The organism is Streptosporangium heterodermiicola (assembly GCF_051390675.1).
In the GTDB taxonomy this organism is placed as follows: domain Bacteria; phylum Actinomycetota; class Actinomycetes; order Streptosporangiales; family Streptosporangiaceae; genus Streptosporangium.
Genome location: NZ_JBPJSR010000009.1, coordinates 213,469 through 237,218, shown reverse-complemented (window position 1 = coordinate 237,218; position 23,750 = coordinate 213,469). Strand labels below are relative to the sequence as shown.

22 protein-coding genes are annotated in these 23,750 nt (G+C 70.3%); 9 read left to right on the top strand and 13 right to left on the bottom strand.

Going from position 1 to position 23,750, the window contains the following annotated elements; translation table 11 throughout:
• The first annotated feature begins 2 nt into the window (after positions 1 to 2).
• On the top strand, positions 3 to 797 hold the full coding sequence (locus ACSC1Q_RS21275) for a sensor histidine kinase (RefSeq protein WP_436760439.1): 795 nt from the start codon (positions 3 to 5) through the stop codon (positions 795 to 797).
• A 326-nt stretch (positions 798 to 1,123) separates the two neighbouring features.
• Here ACSC1Q_RS21275 and ACSC1Q_RS21270 read toward each other — a convergent pair whose 3' ends face one another.
• On the bottom strand, positions 1,124 to 1,582 hold the full coding sequence (locus ACSC1Q_RS21270; RefSeq protein ID WP_436760438.1) for a GNAT family N-acetyltransferase: 459 nt from the start codon (positions 1,580 to 1,582) through the stop codon (positions 1,124 to 1,126).
• 7 nt (positions 1,583 to 1,589) lie between these two features.
• A complete protein-coding gene (locus ACSC1Q_RS21265) occupies positions 1,590 to 2,774 on the bottom strand; it encodes a helix-turn-helix domain-containing protein (protein ID WP_436760437.1) in 1,185 nt (394 codons plus the stop codon).
• 221 nt (positions 2,775 to 2,995) lie between these two features.
• Between ACSC1Q_RS21265 and ACSC1Q_RS21260 the strand changes: the two genes are divergently transcribed.
• The 3 genes from ACSC1Q_RS21260 to ACSC1Q_RS21250 are packed head-to-tail and all read left to right on the top strand — an operon-like array spanning position 2,996 to position 4,327.
• Positions 2,996 to 3,514 (top strand): hypothetical protein, encoded by a 519-nt coding sequence (locus tag ACSC1Q_RS21260; RefSeq protein WP_436760436.1) that lies wholly within the window; start codon positions 2,996 to 2,998, stop codon positions 3,512 to 3,514.
• 16 nt (positions 3,515 to 3,530) lie between these two features.
• Complete coding sequence (locus ACSC1Q_RS21255; RefSeq protein WP_436760435.1) at positions 3,531 to 3,863, top strand: hypothetical protein; 333 nt, start codon at positions 3,531 to 3,533, stop codon at positions 3,861 to 3,863.
• A 59-nt stretch (positions 3,864 to 3,922) separates the two neighbouring features.
• Positions 3,923 to 4,327, top strand: a complete 405-nt coding sequence (locus tag ACSC1Q_RS21250; RefSeq protein ID WP_436760434.1) for a hypothetical protein — start codon at positions 3,923 to 3,925, stop codon at positions 4,325 to 4,327.
• Between the two features lie 88 nt (positions 4,328 to 4,415).
• On the opposite strand, the gene ACSC1Q_RS21245 is transcribed toward ACSC1Q_RS21250, so the two are convergent.
• The 6 genes from ACSC1Q_RS21245 to ACSC1Q_RS21220 form a co-directional block, all read right to left on the bottom strand.
• Entirely contained in the window at positions 4,416 to 5,159 is a 744-nt protein-coding gene (locus tag ACSC1Q_RS21245) for a hypothetical protein (protein ID WP_436760433.1), read from the bottom strand.
• Positions 5,160 to 5,300: 141 nt separating this feature from the next.
• Positions 5,301 to 6,896: an acyl-CoA synthetase gene (locus ACSC1Q_RS21240; protein ID WP_436760432.1), complete on the bottom strand. Its 1,596-nt coding sequence runs from the start codon at positions 6,894 to 6,896 to the stop codon at positions 5,301 to 5,303.
• Between the two features lie 19 nt (positions 6,897 to 6,915).
• Positions 6,916 to 8,067, bottom strand: coding sequence for a thiolase family protein (locus ACSC1Q_RS21235; RefSeq protein ID WP_436760431.1), 1,152 nt, complete (start codon positions 8,065 to 8,067; stop codon positions 6,916 to 6,918).
• A gap of 5 nt (positions 8,068 to 8,072) precedes the next feature.
• A complete protein-coding gene (locus ACSC1Q_RS21230) occupies positions 8,073 to 9,104 on the bottom strand; it encodes a thiolase family protein (protein WP_436760430.1) in 1,032 nt (343 codons plus the stop codon).
• A complete protein-coding gene (locus tag ACSC1Q_RS21225; protein WP_436760429.1) occupies positions 9,105 to 10,016 on the bottom strand; it encodes a Zn-ribbon domain-containing OB-fold protein in 912 nt (303 codons plus the stop codon).
• Positions 10,006 to 11,556: an acyl-CoA synthetase gene (locus ACSC1Q_RS21220; RefSeq protein ID WP_436760428.1), complete on the bottom strand. Its 1,551-nt coding sequence runs from the start codon at positions 11,554 to 11,556 to the stop codon at positions 10,006 to 10,008. Before ACSC1Q_RS21220 ends, ACSC1Q_RS21225 begins: the two co-directional genes overlap by 11 nt.
• A 394-nt stretch (positions 11,557 to 11,950) precedes the next feature.
• Between ACSC1Q_RS21220 and ACSC1Q_RS21215 the strand changes: the two genes are divergently transcribed.
• Together ACSC1Q_RS21215 and ACSC1Q_RS21210 are read left to right on the top strand one after the other, a co-directional pair.
• A complete protein-coding gene (locus ACSC1Q_RS21215) occupies positions 11,951 to 12,766 on the top strand; it encodes a crotonase/enoyl-CoA hydratase family protein (RefSeq protein WP_436760427.1) in 816 nt (271 codons plus the stop codon).
• Positions 12,767 to 13,087: 321 nt separating this feature from the next.
• Positions 13,088 to 13,303 (top strand): hypothetical protein, encoded by a 216-nt coding sequence (locus tag ACSC1Q_RS21210; protein WP_436760426.1) that lies wholly within the window; start codon positions 13,088 to 13,090, stop codon positions 13,301 to 13,303.
• A gap of 63 nt (positions 13,304 to 13,366) precedes the next feature.
• On the opposite strand, the gene ACSC1Q_RS21205 is transcribed toward ACSC1Q_RS21210, so the two are convergent.
• On the bottom strand, positions 13,367 to 13,618 hold the full coding sequence (locus ACSC1Q_RS21205; protein WP_436760425.1) for a hypothetical protein: 252 nt from the start codon (positions 13,616 to 13,618) through the stop codon (positions 13,367 to 13,369).
• A 59-nt stretch (positions 13,619 to 13,677) separates the two neighbouring features.
• Between ACSC1Q_RS21205 and ACSC1Q_RS21200 the strand changes: the two genes are divergently transcribed.
• From ACSC1Q_RS21200 to ACSC1Q_RS21190, 3 genes are all read left to right on the top strand, one after another.
• Positions 13,678 to 13,881, top strand: a complete 204-nt coding sequence (locus ACSC1Q_RS21200) for a DUF3037 domain-containing protein (RefSeq protein WP_436760424.1) — start codon at positions 13,678 to 13,680, stop codon at positions 13,879 to 13,881.
• Between the two features lie 93 nt (positions 13,882 to 13,974).
• On the top strand, positions 13,975 to 14,553 hold the full coding sequence (locus tag ACSC1Q_RS21195; protein ID WP_436760423.1) for a hypothetical protein: 579 nt from the start codon (positions 13,975 to 13,977) through the stop codon (positions 14,551 to 14,553).
• Positions 14,554 to 14,630: 77 nt separating this feature from the next.
• A complete protein-coding gene (locus ACSC1Q_RS21190; RefSeq protein WP_436760422.1) occupies positions 14,631 to 15,857 on the top strand; it encodes a cysteine desulfurase-like protein in 1,227 nt (408 codons plus the stop codon).
• 60 nt (positions 15,858 to 15,917) lie between these two features.
• On the opposite strand, the gene ACSC1Q_RS21185 is transcribed toward ACSC1Q_RS21190, so the two are convergent.
• From ACSC1Q_RS21185 to pgfA, 4 genes are all read right to left on the bottom strand, one after another.
• Positions 15,918 to 19,259 (bottom strand): 3-keto-alpha-glucoside-1,2-lyase-like domain-containing protein, encoded by a 3,342-nt coding sequence (locus ACSC1Q_RS21185; protein WP_436760421.1) that lies wholly within the window; start codon positions 19,257 to 19,259, stop codon positions 15,918 to 15,920.
• Positions 19,260 to 19,553: 294 nt separating this feature from the next.
• Entirely contained in the window at positions 19,554 to 21,365 is a 1,812-nt protein-coding gene (locus ACSC1Q_RS21180; RefSeq protein ID WP_436760420.1) for a hypothetical protein, read from the bottom strand.
• 60 nt (positions 21,366 to 21,425) lie between these two features.
• Entirely contained in the window at positions 21,426 to 22,541 is a 1,116-nt protein-coding gene (locus ACSC1Q_RS21175) for an NAD(P)H-dependent flavin oxidoreductase (RefSeq protein WP_436760419.1), read from the bottom strand.
• A 204-nt stretch (positions 22,542 to 22,745) separates the two neighbouring features.
• Positions 22,746 to 23,639, bottom strand: a complete 894-nt coding sequence (gene pgfA, locus ACSC1Q_RS21170) for a cell envelope lipid trafficking protein PgfA (RefSeq protein ID WP_436760418.1) — start codon at positions 23,637 to 23,639, stop codon at positions 22,746 to 22,748.
• Between the last annotated feature and the right edge of the window lie 111 nt (positions 23,640 to 23,750).

The window sequence follows — 23,750 nt, the reverse complement described above, 5'->3', positions numbered from 1 at the left end:
ATATGACCGATCTACGTGAATGCGTCGCGGAGTTGGACAAGCTCGAAGACACCATAACCGGCATGCGCTGCCGGCTGAGCCGTGAGATCCGCCGGCAGCGCCGGTTCGCCGCCGACGCCTCCCACGAGCTGCGTACTCCCATCGCGGGCCTGCGCGTCTCGCTGGAAGAGGCCGCGCGCAACCCCCAGAACACCGACCTGGAAAACCTTCTCTCGCACGCGCTGAGCAACGTCGACCGGCTACAGGCGATCGTGACCGACCTGTTCATCCTGACGGAGCTGGAGGCGAGCACGAGCATCGGCGAATACAAGGCGGTCGACCTGGCCAAGATCGTTCAGAGGCAGGTCTACCGGCGGAAGGACGAACACAAGATCAGCCTGCGGTGCCGGCCGAGAATCCTGGTGGGCGCCGCTCCGGAGAAGATCAACCGGATGCTCGCCGAGTTGCTCGACAACGCCCAGCGCCACGCCGACCACGTCGTGGAGGTCGAGCTGAGCCACGATTCCGACTGCGCCATCCTGACCGTCGCCGACGACGGGCGAGGCATCCCCGAAGCCGACAGGCAGCGCGTCTTCGACCGGTTCATCCGGCTGGACGAGGCCCGCTCACGCGACCTCGGCGGCACCGGCCTGGGCCTGACGATCGCCCGCGACATCGTCACCTCCCACTCCGGCACGATCCACATCGAGGACTCCACGCTGGGCGGCGCCTGCTTCGTCGTCCGCCTGCCCCTGGCCGACCCGGCCATGCCCGCGCCCTCGATCGACGCGTCTAGCAACGGCCGTCGCGTCGGCTGACCAAATTACCTCCGACCTCCCCAAGGCCGCCCCGGGAGCCGCGCCCGGCGAACCCGCCATCGCAGCGCGGCGAGCCGGCGCCGAATACGTTCGATGTTCTTACGTCGGCATCAGCGGCTTGCCGGGTCGAACCGGGTGACTTCGCACGGGATGTCACGCGCGACGTCCAACTCGTTCTCCAACTTGACCATCCTCGGGATGTGGCGGCCAAGCCAATAGGGATTCCCCCAAGGCGATCCGTTTGCGCGAGATGTTGGCCACCTGCCGGTACGGCGGAATCCGCCACTTTCTGACGTATGCCAGCGCGCCTACGTGCGACAGCACCGCTACGTATTGATGCGATAGAAAATCTTCCCGTCGTGAATCGGCACACCTATCGCCTCATAGAAGCGCCGCGCATCGGTGTTGCCGCGCTCGGTCTGCCATTCGACCCTGCTGCAACCGCTCTTCGTGGCGATCTGCCGCACGCGCTCCATGAGGAAACGGGCCACACCTTGGCGCCGAGCCGACTCCCGGACGAACAGCTCCTTCAGGAACAGCGAGTGTGACGCCCCGGCAGCTGGCCAGAGAAACGAGTAGGAGGCCATTCCCACCACCTGATCTTCGTCTCGGGCCAGCAGCACCCATGCGACCGGGAATTCACCGAAGAGCAGAGTTTCGATCTGCCGAACGCGTTCCTCCTCGGGCGAGATGTCGCTCACCCCGTAGTGGATCTCGATCTCTTCGATCAGCTCCGAGATAAGGGTCGCGTCTTCCGGCCGGGCCTGTTCGATCGTGAGCGTCATCAGCTCTTCAGTCCTCCACATCGCGGTCGGCGGGCAACGCGAGGACCTCCTTGAGCGCCCGCACCTCCGACAACTTCAATCGTGATGCAGGCACACTATTGGTCAAATGTCGGGCACGCTCAATGATCAAGTGGCTGCGGTGCTCATGAGGCAGAGCGACGAGAGCGGTGGTGGCGTGCGCCGCCGCTGCCGCCGTATCTCCGTCATGCGCCAGGCACAGTGCCCAATCGAGGTGGATCAGCGTGCGATCCGTGTGCTCTTCCTCGGAGTACAGCTCCAGCGCCCGCTGCTGCTCCTGCCAGGCTCGGCCACTCTGCCGCAGGTGCGTCCACGTGTTCCCGGCATGGAATCGCAGCTGAGACTCGCTGTAGCCGAAGGCCGACGCCGTGGCGAGCTCGGGGTCAAGACGCTCCAGCGCTTCTTCCGCCCGCCGTAGCGCGTGGTCCGCAGCGTCCCCGCGCCTCAGCGCGGCATGCGCTCGGGCTTCCAGCGGCGCAGCCAGGGCAGCCCCCACATACGGCTCCCCCTCGGCGACGCTCTGCGCCCGCTGCGCCAGCTCGATCGCGCCGATCATGTCCCCGTCGTAGTAAAGAGCGTAGGACTCCTGCGCATACATCCACGACTGCGCCGCCCGATCCTCCGCTGCAGCAGCAGCTGCTCGGCCGGTCCGCCACCAGTCGCGCGACCGGTCATCTCCCAACTTGAGCAGTGTCAACGCCACAAGCCCCGACAGGTGTGCTGCGACCACACTGAGCTTGCGCCGAACCGCCGCAGGGTGGCGATGCTCCAGCACCTGGAGTAGGTCAGAGAAATCGCTCAGCAGGTCAGCGAGAAGATCAGCCTCGGGCCGATACCTGGTCGCCCGTCCGTAACGGGCGACAACGCGCTCCCAGTCCTCGATACCGGCGTCGCTCATCCCTCCACTGGCCAGTACGTCGGTCATGCCTCGGCGCAACTCCTCGGCCCGCTCCAGTACGGATGGCCTTGACGGTTTGCAGGCTGCGGCGATGAGTTCGCCCCGGGCGCCCAACGCCTCGTCGAGGGCGATGATGACGGCAGGGCTGGGAGTGCGGCGGTCGTGCTCCAATGCCGAGACGTAGCTCTTCCCACACTTGGCCCGGTTCGCCACGTCGCGTATCGACAGGTCACCGCGCAGGCGACGCAATGTCTGGCCGAACGTTTCCGAGTCCATGCTTCCGCTCCTGGCGCGTTCGCGGTCGTCCACCATTGTCCACAGTTTCTGCGGACAGCGGGGGACGGCCAATACCTGGCCCATGACCTCCGGTATTGGAAACGTTACTCGTAGACATGACGTGCCGTTTGGCGTTCTTCACCGTCGCCAGAACAGCGGAGTCCGCCCATGGCATTGCGCGCCAGGACGGACCCCTTGATCAGGAAGTGGTGTCCTGACCTGTGAACAACCCCAATGCTCCGATTCTCGACCGGACCACGGCGAGCGGCTGCGGCTGCTTCGCCGACCTGTCGCCTCCGCCGATGGGCTGCGCCGTCCGCGGGCACGCCCCCGCGCATGGCTGCCCCGGCCGAAGCGCCGATCACGAGTACGTGCGGCCGACCACCGAACCATCGCCCGCCCTGCAGCGCGCCGAGGACCTGGCCGCCATCCTGGGCGACGTCTACGGCATCGAGGCCGACGTCCACGCGCTCGCCTCCGGCAACGCCATCGTGTCCGTCTTCCTCGGGCTCCTGGCCTACACCGACGGCGAGACGTTCTGGTGGACCGGCCCGGGGCTCGGCGACTCCGGCGCGCCCCTGCTCAGCTCCGGGCTGACGCTGCCCCTCGCCGCCGAACGGCTCGCCGGGCACTACCGGATCCTGCGCTCCCGCCCCGCCGCCGGCGTCCTGGAAGGCGAGCTGCCGCTGTTGGCCGACGCGCTCCTGCCCGACGACGCCGACGATGTCGTCCCATGCTGAGCGGAAGGAAGCGGACGTGATCCCGTCTCACGGCACACCGGGGGGCGACCGGCTCGGCGCGGCCACCTGGCGGCCCGGTGCCGTCGCCGCGCTCCAGCACCTGCGGACCGAGCTGCACGATCACCGGATCTATCCGGCCATCGCCTGCGACGAGGGGCAGCCCCGCCTGGTGATCGGCGACGGCACGCTGACCGTCTGGGCCGACCGCGAGGGCATGTTCCTCTGCTGGGGCACCCACCACCTGGAGGAACCCGCCGACCACGCCCCGGCCGACGACCTGCCGCGGGTCGCCCGCCGGATCGCCGGACGGCTCGGCGAGCACTACGCCGAGCCGGCCACGGCCCCATGAGCGGCGCGGCGGCACGGCGGCCAGCCGCCCGTGCCGTCGGGCCACACTCCCCGCGAGCGGTGGTGCGTGACCAGGGGCCGCGGCGGGGCCGGGCGGAGGGCCGGGAGTCGTCGCCCGGCCCTCCGCACCTCGAAGAGGGGCACGAGACGCCCGGCACCCCGAGCGGCGGTCCGAAGGACGTCCGCGGCGAATGGCCCTGCCCCGGCGTCAGCGCGCATCCGGTACGCGCCGTCCCGGAGTGCCAGGCTCTCGACTGGGATTCGGTGCCGCAGGGGCGTTACCGCGCCGTGGAGCACACGTGCTCCTGCCGGACGGTCTTCTACGAGCTGGTCTCCTGCGGCGGCGCCTACATGATCCACAGGGTGGTCCAGGGCAGTCCGCCGGAGCACGCCTTCACCGGGCGGTGGAGGGTCCGTGAGGCGCGGGAGATGTGGCACCGGGTGCTGACCGGGCAGGCGCGGTAGCCGAAGAACGCGAAGGCCGACGGTGCCCGCCACGGTGTCCGGCACCGGCTCGCCCGTGAATACACCCCGTCGCGTCACGGAGGCGAGATCAGGGAAGCACCGCCTCCCAGCGGGCGATCAGGGTCTTGCCTCCGGGGGTCACCGTCACGTTGTCCCCCGCCTTCCCCAGGGCGGCACGCAGCGTCGTCGCCTCGTCTCCCCGGTAGGTCCGGGTGCCGAAGTTGCCGCCGGTCGCGGCCTCGATCGGCGTGGTGATCCCCCTGGGCCAGGTCGCCCGCCTGATGGGCCGGGTGCTCGGGTCCTCGTACATCGTCACCGTGATCGGCGCGGCGGGGTCGGGGGTGCCGGTGGAGCGGATCCTGGCGGTCAGTTTCGAGAGGCGCTCGGTCGCGGCGACGATCGGCCCGTCCTCCGCCGACGGCGTCCCCTCCAGCCGGGTCTCATGGGTCTTTCCGCCGGAGTCCACCACGGTCACGACGGCGAAGGGCTGGTCGGTGGCCCCTCCCGTACGGTCGAGCGTGCCCTCCCGTCCGGCCAGGGACGCGGCGAGCCCGGCCCGCAGGTCGCGCAGTTCGGCCTCCGGGAGCGGGACGACGACGAGTTCCCCGTCCCGCAGCGAGACGGCCCGCCCGTCGGCGGTGACGGCCATGCCGTCGCCGCCCTCGCACGTCATCCCGCCGCAGCTGACGTACCGGACGACGACGGCGCCCGGCCGGGCCCCGGCCGTCGTGGCGGGCACGGCGGGCTGGGTGGTCTCGACGGCGGCGCTGGTCCCGGTGGTCGCGGAGCAGCCGGTCAGGAGCAGAAGCACGGCGGCGAGCAGGAAGCGCATCACACCACTGAAACGGACCGGATCCCCTCGCGGTTCACGCCCCGCCTCCGGCGAGGCGGCCTCACGGACACCGGCGCCTCACGGACACCGGCACCTCACCGGAGGCGCCCCCGCCACGACGGGACGACGGCGGGTGAAGGGTCAGCCCCCGCTCGTCCGGGCGGCCTCGGCGGTCCTCCTCGCCCAGCGGTAGTCGGCCTTGCCCGCCGGGGAGCGGACCATCTCGTCGACGAAGGCGAAGGTCCTGGGCACCTTGTAGCCGGAGATCTTCCCCCGGCAGTGGGCCTCCAGGTCCTCGGCCGTCGGCGCCGCGCCGGGGCGCGGCTCGATCACCGCCGCCACCCGGTCGCCCCACCGCTCGTCCGGGATGCCGGTCACGACCGCGTCGAAGACCGCCGGGTGGCCCTTGAGCACCGCCTCGACCTCCTCGGGGAAGACCTTCTCCCCGCCGGTGTTGATGCAGGCGGAGCCCCGGCCGAAGATCGCGATGGTGCCGTCCGCCTCGACCCTGGCGATGTCGCCGGTGAGCAGCCAGCGGACCCCGTCCTTGTCCGTCACGAAGGTGCGGGCCGTCTTGGCCTCGTCCTTGTAGTAGCCGGAGGCGATGCGGCCGCTCCTCGCCACCGTGCCCAGCTCGTCCGAGCCGGGCTTGACCGGTTCGAGGACCTCGTTGAGCACGGCCATGGTGGCCTGGGGGTTCGCCTGGTAGCGCAGCCCGGACTCGGGCGAGGAGCCGGGGACCGCCGAGGCGGTGAAGCCGGACTCGGTGGAGCCGAAGCTGTCGACGATCATCTTGCCGGGCAGCAGTTCCTCCAGCCGCTCGCGCACCGAACCGCTGAGGATCGCTCCGGTGGAGCTCAGCACGAACAGCGAGGACAGGTCGTAGGCGCCGGTGGCGATCTCCTCGACCAGCGGGCGGGCCATCGCGTCCCCGGTGATGTTGAGCGTGAGGACCCTCTCCCGCTCGATCGTCCGCAGCACCTCGGCCGCGTCGAACTTGCGGACGTACGCGATCGTGCCGCCCATGCACCAGGTGATGAAGGTGCCCATCTGGGCGGCGCCGTGCATCAGCGGGGCCGCGGCCATCATGGTCATCTCACCCGCGGCGACGGCCGCCTCGACCACCTCGCCCGGGGTGGCGCGCGGCTCGCCGTAGGGGTTGCCGCCGCCGAAGGCGAAGAACAGGTCCTCGGTACGCCACATCACGCCCTTGGGCATGCCGGTCGTGCCGCCGGTGTAGATGATGTAGAGATCGTCGCCCGACCGCTCGGGGAACCCGCGCGTCTCAGGCTGCCCGGCCAGCGCCGCCTCGTACGGCACCGCGCCCTCGACCCGGGACGGTCCCCCCACCGCGATCAGGTGTTCCAGGGCGGGGGCGTCCGGGGCGGTGGCCGCCACCCGGGCGTCGAACTCCACGTCGAACAGCAGGGCCACGATGTCGGAGTCCTTGTAGAGGTAGAGCAGCTCCGCCTCGACGTAGCGGTAGTTCACGTTGACCGGCACCGCCCGGATCTTGAGGGTGGCCAGCAGCCCGGCCACGTACTCGACGCCGTTGCACAGGTGGATCCCGACGTGCTGCCCGGGGCGCACGCCCCTGCCCTGGAGGAAGTGGGCGAGCCGGTTGGCGTGCGCGTCCAGCTCGGCGTAGGTCGCGCGGCGGTCACCGCAGACGACGGCCGTGCGGTGCCCTACCGCGTCGGCGAGCCCTTCGAACAGATCCGCGTGGTTGAACTCCATTCGCACCCCTCCTGGGGGATCAGGGTTTGTCGCTGCCGACCATCCACATCGCGAAGAACTGCGCGCCTCCCCCGTACGCGTGCCCGAGGGCCCGCCTGGCGCCGTCCACCTGGTGTTCCCCCGCCATCCCCCGCACCTGGAGCGCCGCCTCGGCGAACCGGATCAGCCCGGAGGCGCCGATCGGGTTGCTCGACAGCACGCCGCCCGAGGCGTTCCACGGGGTGTCGCCGTCCAGGGCGGTGGCCCCGGACTCGGTGAGCTTCCAGCCCTCCCCCTCGGCGGCGAAGCCGAGGTTCTCCAGCCACATCGGCTCGTACCAGGAGAAGGGCACGTACACCTCCGCCACGTCGATCTCCCGGCGCGGGTCGGTGATCCCGGCCTGCCGGTAGACGTCGGCCGCGCAGTCCTTGCCGCCCTGCGGGTTCACGGTGTCGCGGCCCGCGCGGAAGATCGGCTCGGAGCGCGACGCCGCGCCGAGCACCCAGGCCGGGGTGCCGCCGGTGAGCCTGTCCTCCGAGGCGAGGACCATCGCGCAGGCGCCGTCGGAGGACGGGCAGGTGTCGAGGTAGCGGATCGGCTCCCAGAGCATCGGGGTCGACTCGACCATCTTCTGATCAATACCGGGGATCCTCAGGTGGGCGTACGGGTTCTTCAGCGCGTTGCGCCGGTCCTTGACGGCCACCAGGTGGCCGATGTGCCCGGGGGCGCCGGAGCGGCGGATGTACTCGCGGATGTGCGGGGCGAAGTAGCCGCCCGCGCCGACGACCAGCGAGGCGCTGAACGGCAGGTGGGTGGAGAGCGCCCAGGTCGCGTTGGACTCCGACTGCTTCTCGAACGCCACCACCAGCACCCGGTCGTGCACGCCGCCCTGGATCAGCGAGGCGCCGACGAGCGCGGTGGACCCGCCGACCGAACCGGCGGTGTGCACCCGCATCATCGGCTTGCCCGCGGCGCCCAGCGCGTCGGCGAGGTACGCCTCGGGCATCATCACGCCCTCGAACAGGTCGGGCGCCTTGCCGATGACGACCGCGTCGATGTCCTTCCAGGTCAGGCCCGCGTCCTCCAGCGCGCGCAGCGCCGCCTCGCGGACCAGCCCGGCGAGGGAGACGTCGCGCCGCTTGGTCGTGTAGTGGGTCTGGCCGACACCGATGACGGCGCAGGGATTGCCCATGGTCTCTAAGCCTCCATCACGGTGACGAGGTTGTGCTGGAGGCAGGGACCGCTCGTGGCGTGCCCGAGGGCGCGGCCCGCGGTGCCGTCCAGGATGCGCCCGGCCGCCTCACCGATCCTGATGAGGCCGGTGGCCATGACCGGGTTCGCGGCGAGGGGGCCGCCGCTCGGGTTGACGCGCGTGCCCTGCGGGAGCTCCAGCGCCTCGCGCAGGATGAGCTCCTCGTGGCTGAACTGGACGTGCAGCTCGGCCACGTCGACGTCACCCTTGCCGGCCCCCGCCGCGCGTGCGGCGTCGGCGGCGGAGACCGACCGGGCGAGGTCCCTCATGCCCAGGTAGTGCGGCTCTATGCGGTGCGCGATCCCCGTTATCCACGCGGGCCGCTCGCACAGCTCCCTGGCCAGGTCACCGGCCGCCAGCACCAGCGCGGCGGCGCCGTCGGTGATCGGGGCGATGTCGTACGGCCGCAGCGGCGCGACCTCCGCTTCCTCCCCGGTGGGATCCGGGCCGGGGTCCGGCAGGTCGAGGGCGTACGGGTTGGCCCGGCCGTCGGCGCGGCTGCGCCGTACGATCTCGTCCAGCTCGGCCCGGTCCGCCCCGGTGGCCGACGCCTGCAGCGCGGCGAAGGAGACCTGGTCCAGGCCGAGGGGGGCGAGGTAGTACGGGTCCAGCTGGAGCGTCATGATCTCCCGCAGGTCTCCCTGGGTCGACTTGCCGAAGCCGTAGACCAGGGCCGAGTCGACGTCGCCGTGCTGGAGCCTGACCCAGGCCTCGTACAGCGCCCAGGCCGCGTCCATCTCGACGTGGCTCTCCGAGATCGGCGGCCAGGCGCCGAGCGCGTCGAGCGCGGAGACGAACGAGAACGGCGCGCCCGCCAGGTAGTCGCACGACCCCGAGCAGGTGAACCCGAACCTCCGCAGCCCGGTGGCCGCCCGCACCTCCTCCAGCGGGGGCAGGATGAGCTCGGCCTCGCTCTGTCCCTCGTCGACGGCGCTGTGCCGGGTCTGCGCGAACGCGACGACCGCTATCTCCCGCATCTAGAGCTCCGCGTCCGGCTCGCCGGTGGGGGCGAACCACTTGATGTTCGACATGGACGTCGTCCGCTCCTCCTCGGGCACCCACACGGCCCGCACCCGCATGCCCTGGCGCACCTCGTGCGCCGGGATCCCGCCGACCAGGGCGATCATCGGGATGTCGGTGCCGTCGAGCTGGATGTACGCCGAGACGAACGGCACCTCGGGGGCCCGCGGGTCGGGCAGGTTGTTGATGGCGAAGGTGGTGATCGTGCCGGTGTCCGGGACGACCGTCTCCTCGGTGATCGACACCCCGCACTCGGGACAGGACAATCGGTAGGGCACGTAGACCTTGTGGCAGGTGCCGCACCGGCAGCCGATGAGAACGCCCTGCGCGACCCCCTCCAGGAAGCGGGTCAGCGCGAGGCCGGGCGTCACGGTGTACGCGACGCTGACCTCGGAGACGATCCTGGTGACCTCGGGGACGAAGCTCTCGATGTCGGTGATGTGCCCGGTGCGCCCGGCCCGCCAGCGGGGGCGCACCCGCAGCCCGGGGCGCATCGCCCTGACGTCCCCGGCGTCCACCGCGTGCACCAGCGCGGTGTCGGCGCCGTCGAGCCGGATCAGTGCCCAGGCGAACGGCCGGTCCAGCGGGTGGTTCCTCCTCGGGGTGGTCACCCACGCCCAGCTCTCCACGGTGCCCGCGGGGCCGACCTCGACGAACTCGCCGGTCACGGCGTCGCCGGTCTCCGGGTCGTACTCCAGCGGCGGCACCAGCGTGCGCCCGCCCGCCGTTCGGACCCCGACGAGCCGCCCGTCCCGCAGCTCGGTGAGGAAGCGCCCGATCACCGGTCCCGTCGTGCGCGTGTATCCGCCGGGGAACTCCAGCACGTGCCGCGCCCGCGGCGGCGTCCCGGCGGTGTCGTCAGATGGCACGTTCGTGTCCCTTCCAGTACGGGTCACGCAGCTTGCGTTTGAGGAGCTTGCCGTTGGGCTCGCGGGGCATCTCCGCGATGAAGTCGACGGACTTCGGCCACTTCATCCTCGACAGGCGGCCCCGCAGCGACTCGATGAGCTCGTCCGCCAGCTCCGGCGAGGGGACGATTCCGGCCGCGGGCTCGACCACGGCCTTGATCTGCTCGCCCCACTCCTCGTCGGGGATGCCGAACACGGCCACGTCGGCGATCTTGGGGTGGACCATCAGCTCGTTCTCGATCTCGGCCGGGTAGATGTTGGTCCCGCCGGAGATGATCATGTCGGCCTTGCGGTCGCAGAGGAAGAGGTAGCCCTCCTCGTCCAGGTAGCCGATGTCGCCGACGGTGAAGTGGTCGCGCAGCCGGTTCGCCGCGGTCTTCACCGGATCGCCCTTGTACTCGAACCGGACGCCCAGCATCTTCATGTAGATGGTGCCGGGGGTCCCCGTCGGGACGGGCTCCAGGTTCTCGTCCACGACGAGCAGCTCGCTGATCGGCCAGGCGGTGCCGACGGTGCCGGGATGGCTCCGCCAGCCCTCCGGGGTGGCGATGGTGCCGCCGCCCTCGGTGGCCGCGTAGTACTCGTAGACGCAGTCACCCCACCACTCCAGCATCGCCCACTTGACGGGGACCGGGCAGGGGGCGGCGGCGTGGATCATCCACCTGAGCGAGGAGAGGTCGTACTTGGACCGCACGTCGGCGGGGAGGGCGAGCAGGCGCTTGAAGTGGGTGGGGACCATGTGCGAGTTGGTCACCCGGTACTTCTCGCAGAGCCGGAGCGTCTCCTCGGCGTCCCACCTGTCCATGTAGACGAGGGTGTGCCCCATCTGCAGGGCCGTCCCGCCGAACTGGGTGACGGCGGTGTGATAGTTCGGCGAGGTGACCAGGTGGACGTTCTCCTTGCCCGGGGTGACGCCGAACAGGGTGAGCAGGAACGTCATCAGCTCGGCCCCCTCGTCCGGGTCCAGCCCGCTGAGCGGGCGGCGCACGCCCTTGGGCTTGCCGGTGGTGCCGGAGGTGTAGTGCATGGTGGCGCCCGCCGTACGGTCGGCGGGGGCGGTGTCCGGCTGTCCCTCGGTCAGCTCGGAGGCGGGCCGCGTCCCCTCTATCCGCCCGAACGCGAAGACGCGGTCGGCGGCGATGCCCGACTCGGCGGCGCCGCGCAGGCCCTCCTCGGCGTAGCGCTCGTGGACGAAGAAGGCGCGCGCCTCGCTGTCGGCGACGATGTGGCCGATCTCGGGGCCGGTGAGGTGCCAGTTGATCGGCGTGTAGTACCAGCCGGCCTGCAGGGCGGCGAGATAGAGGGTGAGCCCGTCGGAGCCGTTGGGCACGAGCCCGCAGACGCCGTCGCCCGCCTTGAGGCCGAGCCCCCTCAGGGCGTGCACGAGGCGGTTGGCGCGGGCGAGCAGGTCTCCGGCGCGGTGTTCGGTGCCGTCCGGGTCGACGGCGGCCACCCACTCGGGGTCCGCCTGCGCCAATCTCCAGAAACCGAGCGTACCCATCGGAAATCCTCTCGGTGGAAAGGCCCCGGCACGCCGGAGTGAATCACGTTCTCTTTATCGCGACAAGCCCTGGCGGAACGGGGTATTTAGAACAAGAATCTGTTCTTGTACGCATGGGCAGACTAACCCCGCGAGGTACGCCTAGCAAGCGCTTGACTCAGCACCGGCCCCGCCCGTTCAATGCAGGATCGGCACCCCGGGAGACGCCTCCCCCGGCGGTGCCGGAACCCCGGTCCTCCCCGGGCGGCGCCCCGCCCGAGGTCGCCGGAACCCCGGTCTCCCCCGGGCGGCCCGGCCGCGCGGGAACGACCGGAACCCCTCCCCCACCCGGGCGGGAACGCTACGAGTCCAGAATTTCCCATCAGGCACCTGGCGAATCAACGGAGGTCGTCCCGTGGAACTCCTGCCGATCAGCACCCCGCACTGCCGGGTCGAGCGTGACGGTCACGTCGTGGTCGTCACCATGGACCGCCCCGAGGCCAAGAACGCGCTCTCCACCGACATGCTGGTCGGCCTGGCCGACGCCTGGGCGTACGTCTCCGAGGAGCCCGGGGTCCGCGTCGCCGTGCTGACCGGCGCGCACGGGACGTTCTGCGCGGGCGCCGACCTGAAGGCGATGGGCAGCCCGTCGCAGGACGCCCGGGTGAGGGAGCGGGCCGCGGCCATCCCCGACTTCCACTGGAAGGGCCTGCTCCGCGACTCCGGCGCGCTGCCGACGAAGCCGATCGTCTGCGCGGTCGAGGGGTACGCCGTGGCCGGGGGCACCGAGCTGCTCGTCGGCACCGACATGCGGGTGGTCGCCGAGTCCGCCACCCTCGGCCTGTTCGAGGCCCGCCGCGCCCTCTTCCCCATGGGCGGCTCCGCGATCCGCCTGCCCCGCCAGATCCCGTACGCCTTCGCCATGGACATCCTGCTCACCGGCCGCGCCGTCACCGCGCGAGAGGCGCTGGCCATGGGCCTGGTCAACCGGGTCGTCCCCGACGGCGAGGCGCTCACCGTCGCCCTGGAGATCGCCGCCCAGATAGCCGGGTGCGGCCCCCTCGCCGTCCAGGCCATCCTCCGCGCCTACCGCGAGACCCTGGGCCTGCCCGAGGCCGAGGCCCTGAAGGTCTCCGACACCATCGGCTGGCCGGTCATCGGCTCCGAGGACGCCAAGGAGGGCTCCCGAGCCTTCCGCGAAAAACGCCCGGCCGCCTACCGAGGCGAATAACCCGGAGCACCACCGATTCCTTCTTCGTTAACCGCCACCCGCGATGCCCACGGCCCGTTTATGCTGCCGCGATGACCCGTCGATGAGTGAGCGGAGGCAGCCTTAGCCGATCTTGCCGGCTGGTACGGCCTGGTCAGCGGGCGCACCGATGACTACGACGCCCTCCGGCTGGTCGCGATCGTCGCCCCCGGCGGGCAAAGCTGGGCAAGTCCCTTTCGCGCGATCGCCGACGATGGAAACGACTGCCTCGTCAAGACCTTGGAGTCCTGCCGACGAGATTGGGCCAGAGGGTCACTCGCGGTCGAGTACGTCGTCGGCCGAGTGGGAAAGCTGATCGAAGCCCCGGTGTGTGACAGCCGGTTGATACGCATACCTGAGGACTTCAGGGGTGACGAGATCCGTCCCGGCGTCCCCCTGGTGCCCGGAATCGCCCACGCCGGCAAGGCCCTGGAACACGCCGACGAGCAACGCGACCATCTGGCGTACCGCGACCAGGATCACAACCGAGCCCGCCACGCCGGCGTCTACGCACTGTAAGACTGGTGTTACGGAGACGACGCTCAGTGGCTCTACGACCTCGACGACGACCGGTCCATCTATTCACATGATCACGGCCTGTACTTCCCACCCAACCTCGGCGCCGTCGACGCCGACATCCTCAAACGGTCCGCCGACGAACCGAACACGCTGCCCGACGCCCCGAAGGGGTTGGATCCGACGGCGGTCGAGACCGTCGCGCGGGCCCTTGAGAAAATAGATCGCGATGCTCTCGTCAATGTCCTGCGTGCCGTGCCAGCATCGTGGCCGGTGAGCGACGAGGCTTTGGCAACGCTCGGCTGGTTCCTCGAACACCGGGCGCCCGCCGTGGCGAGCCGTCTCCGAGCCCTAGCCTGAAGGGGGTGTGACACCCGGTGAGCAGATACATCTACTCGATCGTTCGCTGTCTCCCCGATCCGCGAACCGGCGAATTCGTCAACGTCGGCGCCGTGGCCGGCGACCCGGACACCGGCGACTGGGCTGTCCGGCGCCTGAGCAACACCGACCGGATCAAAAAGTTCGCACCGCCCGCGGCGATCAATGTCACCGACCGTTTCATGGTCCGCCTGAGCAGTTAGATAGCCGAGGCGCGAGAGACCCTGGAAACCGGGGACGGTCACCCGTTCGACGACGACTGGCTCCGCAGGCTGCATCACGACCATCGCAACATCGTGCAGCTCAGTCCGCCGCTTCCGATCGTCGCCAACCACGCCGAGGCCGCGCTCGACATCGTCTTCGGGCGAATGATCATCGATCCGGCGTCGCAACCACGACAGGTCACCGTCGGAAAGGACCGAGTCGTTCAGGATCTTCGTAGAGCCTATGCGCAGGCGCAGATCCCGGCGCACCTCCTGAGACCGAAATCGGAGGTGTTCATCGGCGACAAGCTGCGTTCCGCCGTCGACATAGCCGTCGCCAACGGCGAGGTCGCACAGCTGGCACAGGGCTGGTCCTTCCGGGTCACCGGCATGGACAGGCTCCTCACACAGGTGAAGGCCTGGGGCTTCGCGCTGGAACGCCTGCGTCGCGGTGACGAGGCGCGGATGGTGGACGCCCAGGGCCGTTCGAGCGAGGTCTCCCGAGACGTGAATCTGCAGGTGGTCATCGCGACCCCCGAGACGGCCCAGCAGGAGACGGCCTACGAGGAGGCGGAGCAGGTGTTCCGCGCGCTGGGCGCCGAGGTGCACCCCGTGGAAGACGTCGGCGCCGTGAGTGCCCGAGCCGTGGATCTCGTCCGGGAGCTGCTCTGACGCGTCCGGGATCGGTGCCCCGCTGCTCGCGAGCAGCGGGGCACTTCCGTATTGTCGACAGCGACCCTGGAGGTTCTGTGACATACGACGTAACGGCCGTACGGGCGTGTTTTCCCGCGTTGCGCGAGGGCGCGGCGCATTTCGACGGGCCCGGGGGGTCGCAGGTGCCCGAGGCGGTCGCGGAGGCCGTGGCCGGGGCGCTCCGGGCCGCCGTCTCCAACCGGGGGGCCGAGACCGCCGCCGAGCGGCGGGCCGACGGGATCGTGACCGAGGCGCGCCGGGCGATGGCCGACCTGCTCGGCGCCACGCCGGGCGGCGTCGTGTTCGGCCGGAGCATGACGCAGCTCACCTACGACATGGCCCGCGCGCTCGCCAAGGAGTGGCACCCCGGTGACGAGGTCGTGGTCACCACGCTGGACCACGACGCGAACATCCGGCCCTGGACGCAGGCCGCCGAGGCGCGCGGGGTCACGGTGCGCTGGGCCGACTTCGACCCGGAGAGCGGCGAGCTGGACGTCGGCGCGATCGCGAACCTGCTCACCGAGCGCACCAGGCTGGTGGCCGTCACGGCCGCGTCGAACCTGCTGGGCACCCGCCCGGACATCCCGGCGATCGCCGAGCGGGTACACGGGGCGGGGGCGCTGCTCTACGTCGACGGCGTGCACCTGACGCCGCACAGCCTGGTCGACGTCGGGCGGCTGGGCGCCGACTTCTACGCCTGCTCGCCGTACAAGTTCCTCGGGCCGCACCTGGGCGTGCTCGCCGCCGACCCCGGCCTGCTGGAGAGCGTCCGCCCCGACAAGCTGCTCCCCTCCAGCGACGCGGTGCCCGAACGCTTCGAGCTGGGCACGCTGCCGTACGAGCTGCTCGCCGGTACGACGGCGGCGGTCGACTTCCTCGCCGGTCTCGTGCCCGGCGAGGGGACCCGGCGCGAACGCCTCACCGGTTCGATGGCCGCGCTGGAGGAGCACGAGAGGGTGATGCTCGACCGGCTCGACGCCGGTCTGGCCGAGATCGCCGGGGTGACCTCGTACGGCGCGGCTTCGCGCCGCCGGACCCCCACGACGCTGTTCTCCGTCGGCCATGTCAGGCCGGCCGACGCCTACCGCTTCCTGGCCGAACGCGGCGTCAACGCGCCCGCGAGCAGCTTCTACGCGCTGGAGTGCTCCCGCCGCCTGGGCCTCGGCGACACCGGCGCGCTCCGGGCCGGGATCGCGCCGTACACCGACGAGTCCGACGTTGACAGGCTCCTCAAGGGCGTCCACGAGCTGGCCGGGGAGGCGGTACGGCCGGAGCCCGCGTGAGGCACCGGCCCGGCAGACCGCCACGCGCGAAGGGCGGGGCGGCCTGCCGGGCGGACGGGGTCAGGAGACGGGTTCGATCCAGATGTTGCGGAAGCGGGGGTTCTCGCCGGCGTCGCCGTGGTCCTGGAGGCGGATCCCGCCCGACGCCGCGCTCTCCGGGATGTGGTCGCCCGTGCCGCCGTCGACGGCCACGTCGTCGTGCACCACCACGCCGTTCCAGACGACCGTGACCCGCGCGTTGTCGGTCTTCACTCCCGCGCCGGTGTAGCGGGCCGCGCGGAAGGTGATCTCGTAGGTCTGCCACGTCCCCGAGGCGGTTGCCATGTTGCGGTCGGGCGCGCGCTTGTTGTAGATCGCGCCCGCCTCGTTGGCGGCCGGTGTGGTGTCACCGAACGACTCCAGCACCTGGACCTCGTAGCGTTCCTGGAGGAAGATGCCGCTGTTGCCGCGCTGCTGCCCGGTCACGTTCGGCGGGTAGTCCGGCTCGTACCACTCGGCGTGGAGCTTGAAGTCGCCGAACGTCCGCCGGGTGCGGATGTCGCCGCCGTAGGACTCCACGAAGCCGTTCGCGACCGGCCAGGTCGCCGCCCCGCCGCCCCGCTTCTCCCACGCCGCCAGGCCGGACCCGTCGAACAGCGTGATCCGCTCCGCCTTCGACACGGTGAGGTGGTCGAGGTTGACGTTGCCCGTGTCGCCGGAGTCGTACCTGTAGGCGATCGTGTTCGTGCCCCGGTTCAGGGTGAGCGCCTCCGTCTGGACGGCCCAGGCGTCCCAGCCGCCGGTGGCGGCCAGCCGCACCCGCCTGACCTTCTCGCCGTTGACGTACACGCTCACCGACCTGCCGGTGTCGGACGCGTAGCGGAGCCCGACGTTGTGCGGGCCGGTCGAGCCCGACCACACGGAGAACGACGTGCTCGCGCCCTCGTTCCAGTAGCCGTCGACGAAGCCCTTGTAGGTGTAGCCCTGGTGGTTCTGGTTCGCCTTCGCGCCACCGCCCAGCGTGGCGTTCTCCGCCTCGAACACCCGTTGCGCGGCCACGGTGATGGAGTCCAGGTTGACGTTGCCCTTGTCGCCGCTGTCGAACCTGTAGGCGATGGTGTTGGCGCCCTCCTTCAACGCGAGCGGTTCGACCCGGGTGGCCCACAGGTCCCACGTCTCCGTGGTGGGCAGCGGCACCTGCCTGACCTTGGTCCCGTTGACGTACACGCTCAGGGATTTGGTGCCGGGCGCGGGGTTCGGGCCGTTGGAGTAGCGCAGGCCCACGTGGTACGTGCCCTCCCTGGGCACGCGCACGGCGAACTGCGTGGCCGCTCCCACGGTCTGGTAGCCGTCGACGAAGCCGCTTCCCGAGTAGCTCGGATGGTCGGTGTTCAGCTTCGCGCCGCCGCTGTGCGAGGCGCTCTCCGCCTCGTACACGGTGTCGGTCTCCGGGCCGTTGACCAGGGTGTTGAGGGTGTACCAGGCCTCGGTGCTCCACAGCGGCTGCCCCGACGCCGAGCTGAACGGGCGCGGCGACCGCAGGTGCACCACGCGCCCCGGCTTGAGGCCCGCGATCTTCAGCGTGACCTTCTTCCCGTCGGGGCTCAGGTCCGCGGAGGTGGCGGTCAGCGGCTCCTCGTCCACCTTGGGGCCGCCGTAGGAGGAGGCCGCGGCGTACCGCCACTGGGTGATCTGGTACCTGGACGCGAGCGACGCGGCGGTCGCGGCCGACAGCGGCTGGGTGTACTCCAGCTCGAAGCCGCCCTCGATCGCGCGCATCCTCAGGATGTCGAAGGCCTTGTCGCCGCTGGGGGTCAGCTTCTGCAGCCCGTAGGTGAGCTTGCCCGTCTGGCCCCAGTTCCCACCGGCGCCGAGACCTCCGGCGTAGATCGCGCCGTCGGGTCCCAGGCTGATCCGGTTGACCCCGGCCTCCAGGCCCTGGGTGAGGCGGAAGACCGCGCCCTGGTACTCGCCGTTGACCTTCTCCAGGAAGCCGCGCTGGATCCCGCCGTAGGTGACGTCGCCGAACAGCAGCTGGCCCGCGAACCTGCCCTGCTTCACGAGCAGCGGCGTGCTGGGGGAGTTGGCGATCTCGTTGTGCGGCAGCCAGAGCACGGGCGCGGTCACCGGGTTGTCGTCGAACCGGCCGTCGGGGTTGGTGTAGTGGTTGAAGAACCGGTCCTGCTTGACGTGTACGAGTTTCGAGGCGGGCAGCCAGCCACCCTGGTTGTCCATGACGAACAGGTCGTCGTTCGGGCCCCAGCCGAGCCCGTTGGGCGTGCGCAGGCCTCCGGCGACGTACTCGATCGCGCCGGTGGCCTTGTCGACCTTGATGGTCGTGCCCCGGTCGGGGGCCGGTTGCGGGTCGGTGGTGGCGCCGCCGTAGTTGATGGCGACGGAGAGGTTGATGTAGAAGTGGCCGTCGCGGTAGAGCATCCCGAACGCGAACTCGTGGAAGTTGCCGCCGAACGGCCAGGTCGCCACGGTCCTGAGGTTGTCGGCGACCTCGTCGCCATCTGTGTCGTTCAGCTCCACCAGCCGGGACTTCTCCGACACGTAGAGCTTGCCGTCCACGTACTTGATGCCCATCGGCTCCTGAAGCCCACTGGCGATCTTCTTGGTGGTCACCCGTGCGGGCGAGGTCGCGCCCGTGACGTTGTCGAGCAGGTAGACCTCGCCGAGCCTGTTCTCCGAGCCGCCCCACGTGGTGATCGCCAGCCGGTCGTCGGGCAGCCAGTCCATCGCGGTCACCTGCGGCTGGAAGCCCGCCGGTCGCAGGTCGGTGAGCGCGAAGTCGGGGTGCACCGACTCCAGCGGCAGCCCGTCGCCCGGGGAGTCGGCGCCGCTCTCGCAGTCCTTGCGCCCGGGGGCGGTGACCCGCACCACGTCCGCGTCCGTGCTCAGCACCGAGTTCGGCACGAGGGTGAACGCCGAGGCGCCGGGCGGCTTCCACTCCAGCTTGAGCCGCTGGCCGTACAGGTGCTCGAAGTGGTCGACGCGCAACGCGTGGTAGCCGGTGGTCAGGTTGATCGTGCCGTCCACGGCGATCGCCGCGTGCCGCCCGTCGTTGGTGATCACAACGGTGTCGTCGACGCGCAGCCGGGAGCCGTCGTCGCTGGTGAGCCGGAACTCGTAGGTGCCCGCGGTGGCGATGGAGATGTTGCCGACGGCCTCGGTGACGAACTTGTCGGTCAGGCCGAAGTCCGCGTCGGAGGTCCAGTCGATCGTGGGCATCAGTTTGTCCACGTTGGGTGTCTGGCCGGGCTTGAGCGTGCAGAGCTTGGACAGTTCGACCTGGACGTCGTAGGTGCGCAGGGTGACGCCCGGCTGCTGCGGCGGCACCGCCGCGTGCGCCTGGGCGGGTACGGCGAGCCATGAGAGCGCGGTGAGCAGTGAGACGGATAACAGGGGTAATTTCCGCATGGCCGTTCCCATCTCGGTGAGGGTGCCGCGTCCGGCGCGGCGTGGGGGGTGCGGCACCGCCGATACGGCCGATGTAGCCGATACGGCCGTATCGGATGGCGGACGCCGGGTCTTGTTCGCTGTGACACGGAGGAGCTAACGCTGCTCTGCGCCGTAATCTAAGGCAAGATCTTCGGCTTGCCCATACCTTTTTGCCATTAATCGACGAAAGTCTCACTCACCACGACAGAAGGGTGTGACGACGCGGGACGGCCGGGGGCCGCCAAGGGCAGGCTCGGCCCGGAACCTACTCCTCTAGCGCGGGACCGGACCGCCGAAGAGGCCGCCGATGACGCAGACCTGGGTCTCGGCCGACAGGATCTCCAGCCGCACGGAGGAGCCGGGGGCGGTGAAGGGGATGTGGATCCTGCCGGTTCCCTGCTCGAAGACGACCTCGGTCTCCTGCTCCCCGACGCGCACGTAGGCCGCCGTCCGGGCGGTGGAGCGGTAGTCCAGGCCGAGGACGACCATGCCGCCCTTGTGGGTGAGGGGGACCGAGATCACGCCGCCGCGCTGGGGGAAGCAGCCGCCGGTGGCGGCGACGTAGGGGCCGGTGAGGCGGGCCGGGACGAGGCGGCGGCCGGTGCGGTCGAGCACGAGCGGGGCGGTGGCCGGGCGGGGGTTGCGCATGAGGGCGGCCAGCTCGGGCGGGGCCAGCGGGCTGAGGGTGAGGTTGCTGAGCCCCTCGTCCCCGTACCCGAAGCCGAACTGGTCGTAGGGGGTCTGCTGGGGGTAGACGTCACTGCCCGGCGGGGCGGCGGCCAGCGTGGTCCGCACCGAGGCGAGGTAGGAGCGGATCTCGGCCCGCCCCGGCTCCGTCCCCGTCACGTATCTGTGCGCGGAGTAGACGGAGCAGGCGGCGACCCCGGCCGCCAGCAGCGCGCAGGCGGTCCTGACGGCGGCGCGGGCCGGGATCCGCCTGCGGTACGGGCGCGCCTCGCCCAGCAGCGGCAGCATCGCGAGCGCCAGGCAGAGGGCGATCACCGGGGTCACGTCCGCGAGGTAGCGGGCCTCCTCGCCCAGGGCGCGGTCCAGGGAGCGTCCGGCCAGGATCGGCACCATGAGGAGGGGCGGGTAGACGGCGAGGACGAGCCACGCCTTCCACGCCCCGCGCCGGAAGAACAGGGTGACGGCGACGACCACCGCGACGAGCAGCCAGGCCGCGCCGATCATCAGCTGCGGCGGGACCGCGTAGAACTTGTACCACCAGCGCCCGGGGCCACCGGCCGCGAGCACGGGGAGGGTGACGCCCAGCATCCGCGCCATCGCCCGGCCCGCCACCTCCGAGGCGGGCGCCCCGACGGTCTGGCCGTGCAGGCGGTCGAGCTGCATGACGAACAGGATCGAGTACGCGCCCGCCATGGCCGCGTACGCGCCGAACACCACCGCCAGGGAGCGCAGGCGCTCGCGGACCGGGAAGTACAGGACCGTGACCAGGACGAGCAGCAGTGGAATGGCGAAGACGGCCTTGAGGTGGAAGGAGCCGAGCCCGAACAGGAACCACAGTCCCGTCACGACCGCGTCCACGCCCCGCCCCGACCGCAGGAACGTCACGTGGGAGGCGACCGCCATCGCGATGGCGACCTGCAGCGGCAGGGCCTGGACCGCCGCCGCCCACCAGTAGAAGGCGGGCAGGGCGAGTGGCGTGAACAGGTAGAGGGACAGGGGCACCAGGATCGCCCAGCGGGCGCCGAACAGCACGCGCAGCATGCGGTACACGGCGAGCGAGGCGGCGAGCTGGAAGAGCAGCAGCGCCGCCGCGGTCACCGTCCAGTTGTACGCGCCGAGCGCGGTGACCACCTTGTTGGCGATCATCCCGACCGGCATCACGTGCGCGGAGTAGACCCCGAAGAGATAGTCGAGCCCGAACGGCTCGGCCGCGGCCCGGCCCACCATGTTGAGGTCGTCGCCGAAGAAGCCGCCCCGGTGCAGGACCACGGCCCGCCAGGCCAGCTGGGCCGCGACGAGGACGAGCGCGACGCCGAACACCCTCCGGCTCCCGGGGAAGGGCCGGGAAGCCCTCGCCAGGGGATCGGGGGCACGGTCGGTGACCTGGGGCGACGCCATCATTCTCCAAACTCATCGGCTCTGATGAGTTCTTAGCCCATTCGTCCAGGTATGAGCTACCTACTCGCTGGTAATGCGGCCCAATCGTTCCATTGCCTCGACGTACTGCTCGATCATGCCGAAGACGACGTCCCTGGTGGACCTGACCTGGTTCATCGTGCCGATGATCTGCCCGGCCGGGAAGGTCGCCAGCTCGGTCGCGTCGGAACGGCCGATCCGGCGCAGCGCCTCGGAGATCAGCATGAACTGCAGCGGCATCGGGAGCGTGCCGGGCGACTCCCGGGACTCCCAGGCGTCGGTCCACTCGTTCTTGAGCAGCCGCGCGGGCTTGCCGGTCCAGGACCGCGAGCGCACGGTGTCGCGCGAGGTGGCCGCCAGGATGCGCCGCTTGACCACCTCGGAGGTGTCGGCCTCCTCCACGGCGAGCCAGATCGACCCCGTCCACACCCCCTCGGCGCCGAGCGCGAGCCCGGCCGCCATCTGGCGGCCGTCGCCGATGCCGCCCGCCGCGAGCACGGGGACGCCGACGGCGTCCACGACCTGCGGGATGAGGACCATCGTGGAGATCTCCCCGGTGTGCCCGCCCGCCTCGGTGCCCTGGGCCACGACGATGTCCACGCCGACCTCGACCTGCTTGATCGCGTGCCGGGGGGTGGAGGCGAGCGCGGCGACCTTCACCCCCTTGGCGTGGGCCTGCTCGACCACGTCGGCGGGGGGCGGGCCCAGCGCGTTGGCGAGCAGTGCGATCGGGTGCCGCAGGGCCACCTCGACCTGCGGGCGGGCGGTGGCGTCGGTCCAGCCGAGCAGCACTCTCCCGGCGTCCGCGTCGGCCGACAGCTTCGGCACGCCGTGGGCGGCGAGCAGGCCGTCGACGAACTCCCGGTGCCCCTGGGGGATCATCCCCTGGAGCCGTCCCACGAGGTCCTCGGGGGAGTCGACGCCGAGGTCGGAGCCCGCGTACGAGGCGGGCATGACCACGTCGACGCCGTACGGTTTGCCGTTGACGTGGTCGTCGATCCACTTGAGCTCCGTTTCGAGCTCCTCGGGGGTGAAGTAGAGGGCGCCGAGCACGCCCATCCCCCCCGCGCGGCTGACCTCGGCGACGACGTCACGGCAGTGGCTGAACGCGAAGATCGGCAACTCTATCCCGAGCATGTCGGTAACACGTGTCCGCATACCACGACTGTACGACCGGCCGAGAACAAACTGCAACGCGTTCTATTCCAGAACATTTCCGTTTGTCGCAACCCAAAGCTACTCGCGAGTAATGAAGCGGGAAGAAAGGTGGAACGCGTTCCAGTAGTCACCCACCGGAGAGCACGAAAAGAGGGAGGCCGCGGGCGTGTGCCCGCGGCCTCCCTCGGTGGTTCCCTCAGGGCCTCAGACGTCCCTGCGGCGCCTCATGAGGAGGAAGCCGACGACGACCAGGATCAGGCCGCCCACCAGGAGCGCCACCGGGATCGTGGTCTTGAGCAGCGTGATGGTGTTCCTGCCGTCGACCGCGTTCTTGACCAGGTCGTCCTGGGTCTGCTGGGTCATCTTCGCGGTGGCGACGAAGGCGAGCGAGCGCTCGACCCCGTCCTGGGTCTTGAGCACGTCGTGGCGCTGCTGCTCCTGCCGCACCGGCGAGCCGGTGGCCGGCTCGATCCAGTAGGTGTTGACGCCGTCGTAGATCCGGTCCACCTGCACGTCGCCGGTGTCGTCCATGCCGAGGACGGAGGCCGGGGCGGTGATGGTGTCGATCTTGGTCGCCGGGACGGACTGCTCGAACCGGTAGACCGTGAGCCCCCCGACCTGCTCCTCGCCGACGAACTTGGCGTCGAACGCCTTGCCGGTGGTCGAGTTGAACACGCTGTACGTCTTCTTCTCGACGTCGAAGGGCCACTTGTAGATCTGGCCCTGGAGCCGCACGGGGTCCTTGTCGATGTTGACGTCGCAGCAGTTGACGCCCTCGCCGGTGTACTTGTTGAAGGCGCTGCGGCGCTCGGTGAAGTTGATGAGGGGGTTCTGGTTGGTCACGTCGTTGACCGCCATCGCCTCCTCCCAGACGACCCGGTCGCCCTCGGCGGCGGCGACGTCACCCCTGGTGGTGACGGTGATGTCGAGGTCACCCGTCATCACCTTCAGGTCCCCGGGGCTGAAGTACTGGGCGTCTACGGCCTCCAGCTTGCTGATGCCGTACTGGTTGGCGGGGGCGGCGATGAGACTGGCCGCCACCTGGAACCGTACGAGCGGTGCGAGAACAATGAGGAATGCCCCGATTCCGATCAACACCAAACCGATGACGCGACGCATCGCTCCTCCAGGGGCCGTGCGCTGTATAGGTGTCCGGATCGCCCTATAACATGTTCCATTTCGCGATATGTTAGTGCCGGGAATCATCTA

Coding starts and splice junctions, on each gene's coding strand:
- ACSC1Q_RS21185 (WP_436760421.1), bottom strand. CDS start 19,259: ATGCGGAAATTACCCCTGTTATCCGTCTCACTGCTCACCGCGCTCTCA.
- ACSC1Q_RS21265 (WP_436760437.1), bottom strand. CDS start 2,774: ATGGACTCGGAAACGTTCGGCCAGACATTGCGTCGCCTGCGCGGTGAC.
- ACSC1Q_RS21275 (WP_436760439.1), top strand. CDS start 3: ATGACCGATCTACGTGAATGCGTCGCGGAGTTGGACAAGCTCGAAGAC.
- ACSC1Q_RS21175 (WP_436760419.1), bottom strand. CDS start 22,541: ATGCGGACACGTGTTACCGACATGCTCGGGATAGAGTTGCCGATCTTC.
- ACSC1Q_RS21240 (WP_436760432.1), bottom strand. CDS start 6,896: ATGGAGTTCAACCACGCGGATCTGTTCGAAGGGCTCGCCGACGCGGTA.
- ACSC1Q_RS21245 (WP_436760433.1), bottom strand. CDS start 5,159: ATGCGCTTCCTGCTCGCCGCCGTGCTTCTGCTCCTGACCGGCTGCTCC.
- ACSC1Q_RS21230 (WP_436760430.1), bottom strand. CDS start 9,104: ATGCGGGAGATAGCGGTCGTCGCGTTCGCGCAGACCCGGCACAGCGCC.
- ACSC1Q_RS21220 (WP_436760428.1), bottom strand. CDS start 11,556: ATGGGTACGCTCGGTTTCTGGAGATTGGCGCAGGCGGACCCCGAGTGG.
- ACSC1Q_RS21270 (WP_436760438.1), bottom strand. CDS start 1,582: ATGACGCTCACGATCGAACAGGCCCGGCCGGAAGACGCGACCCTTATC.
- ACSC1Q_RS21180 (WP_436760420.1), bottom strand. CDS start 21,365: ATGGCGTCGCCCCAGGTCACCGACCGTGCCCCCGATCCCCTGGCGAGG.
- ACSC1Q_RS21235 (WP_436760431.1), bottom strand. CDS start 8,067: ATGGGCAATCCCTGCGCCGTCATCGGTGTCGGCCAGACCCACTACACG.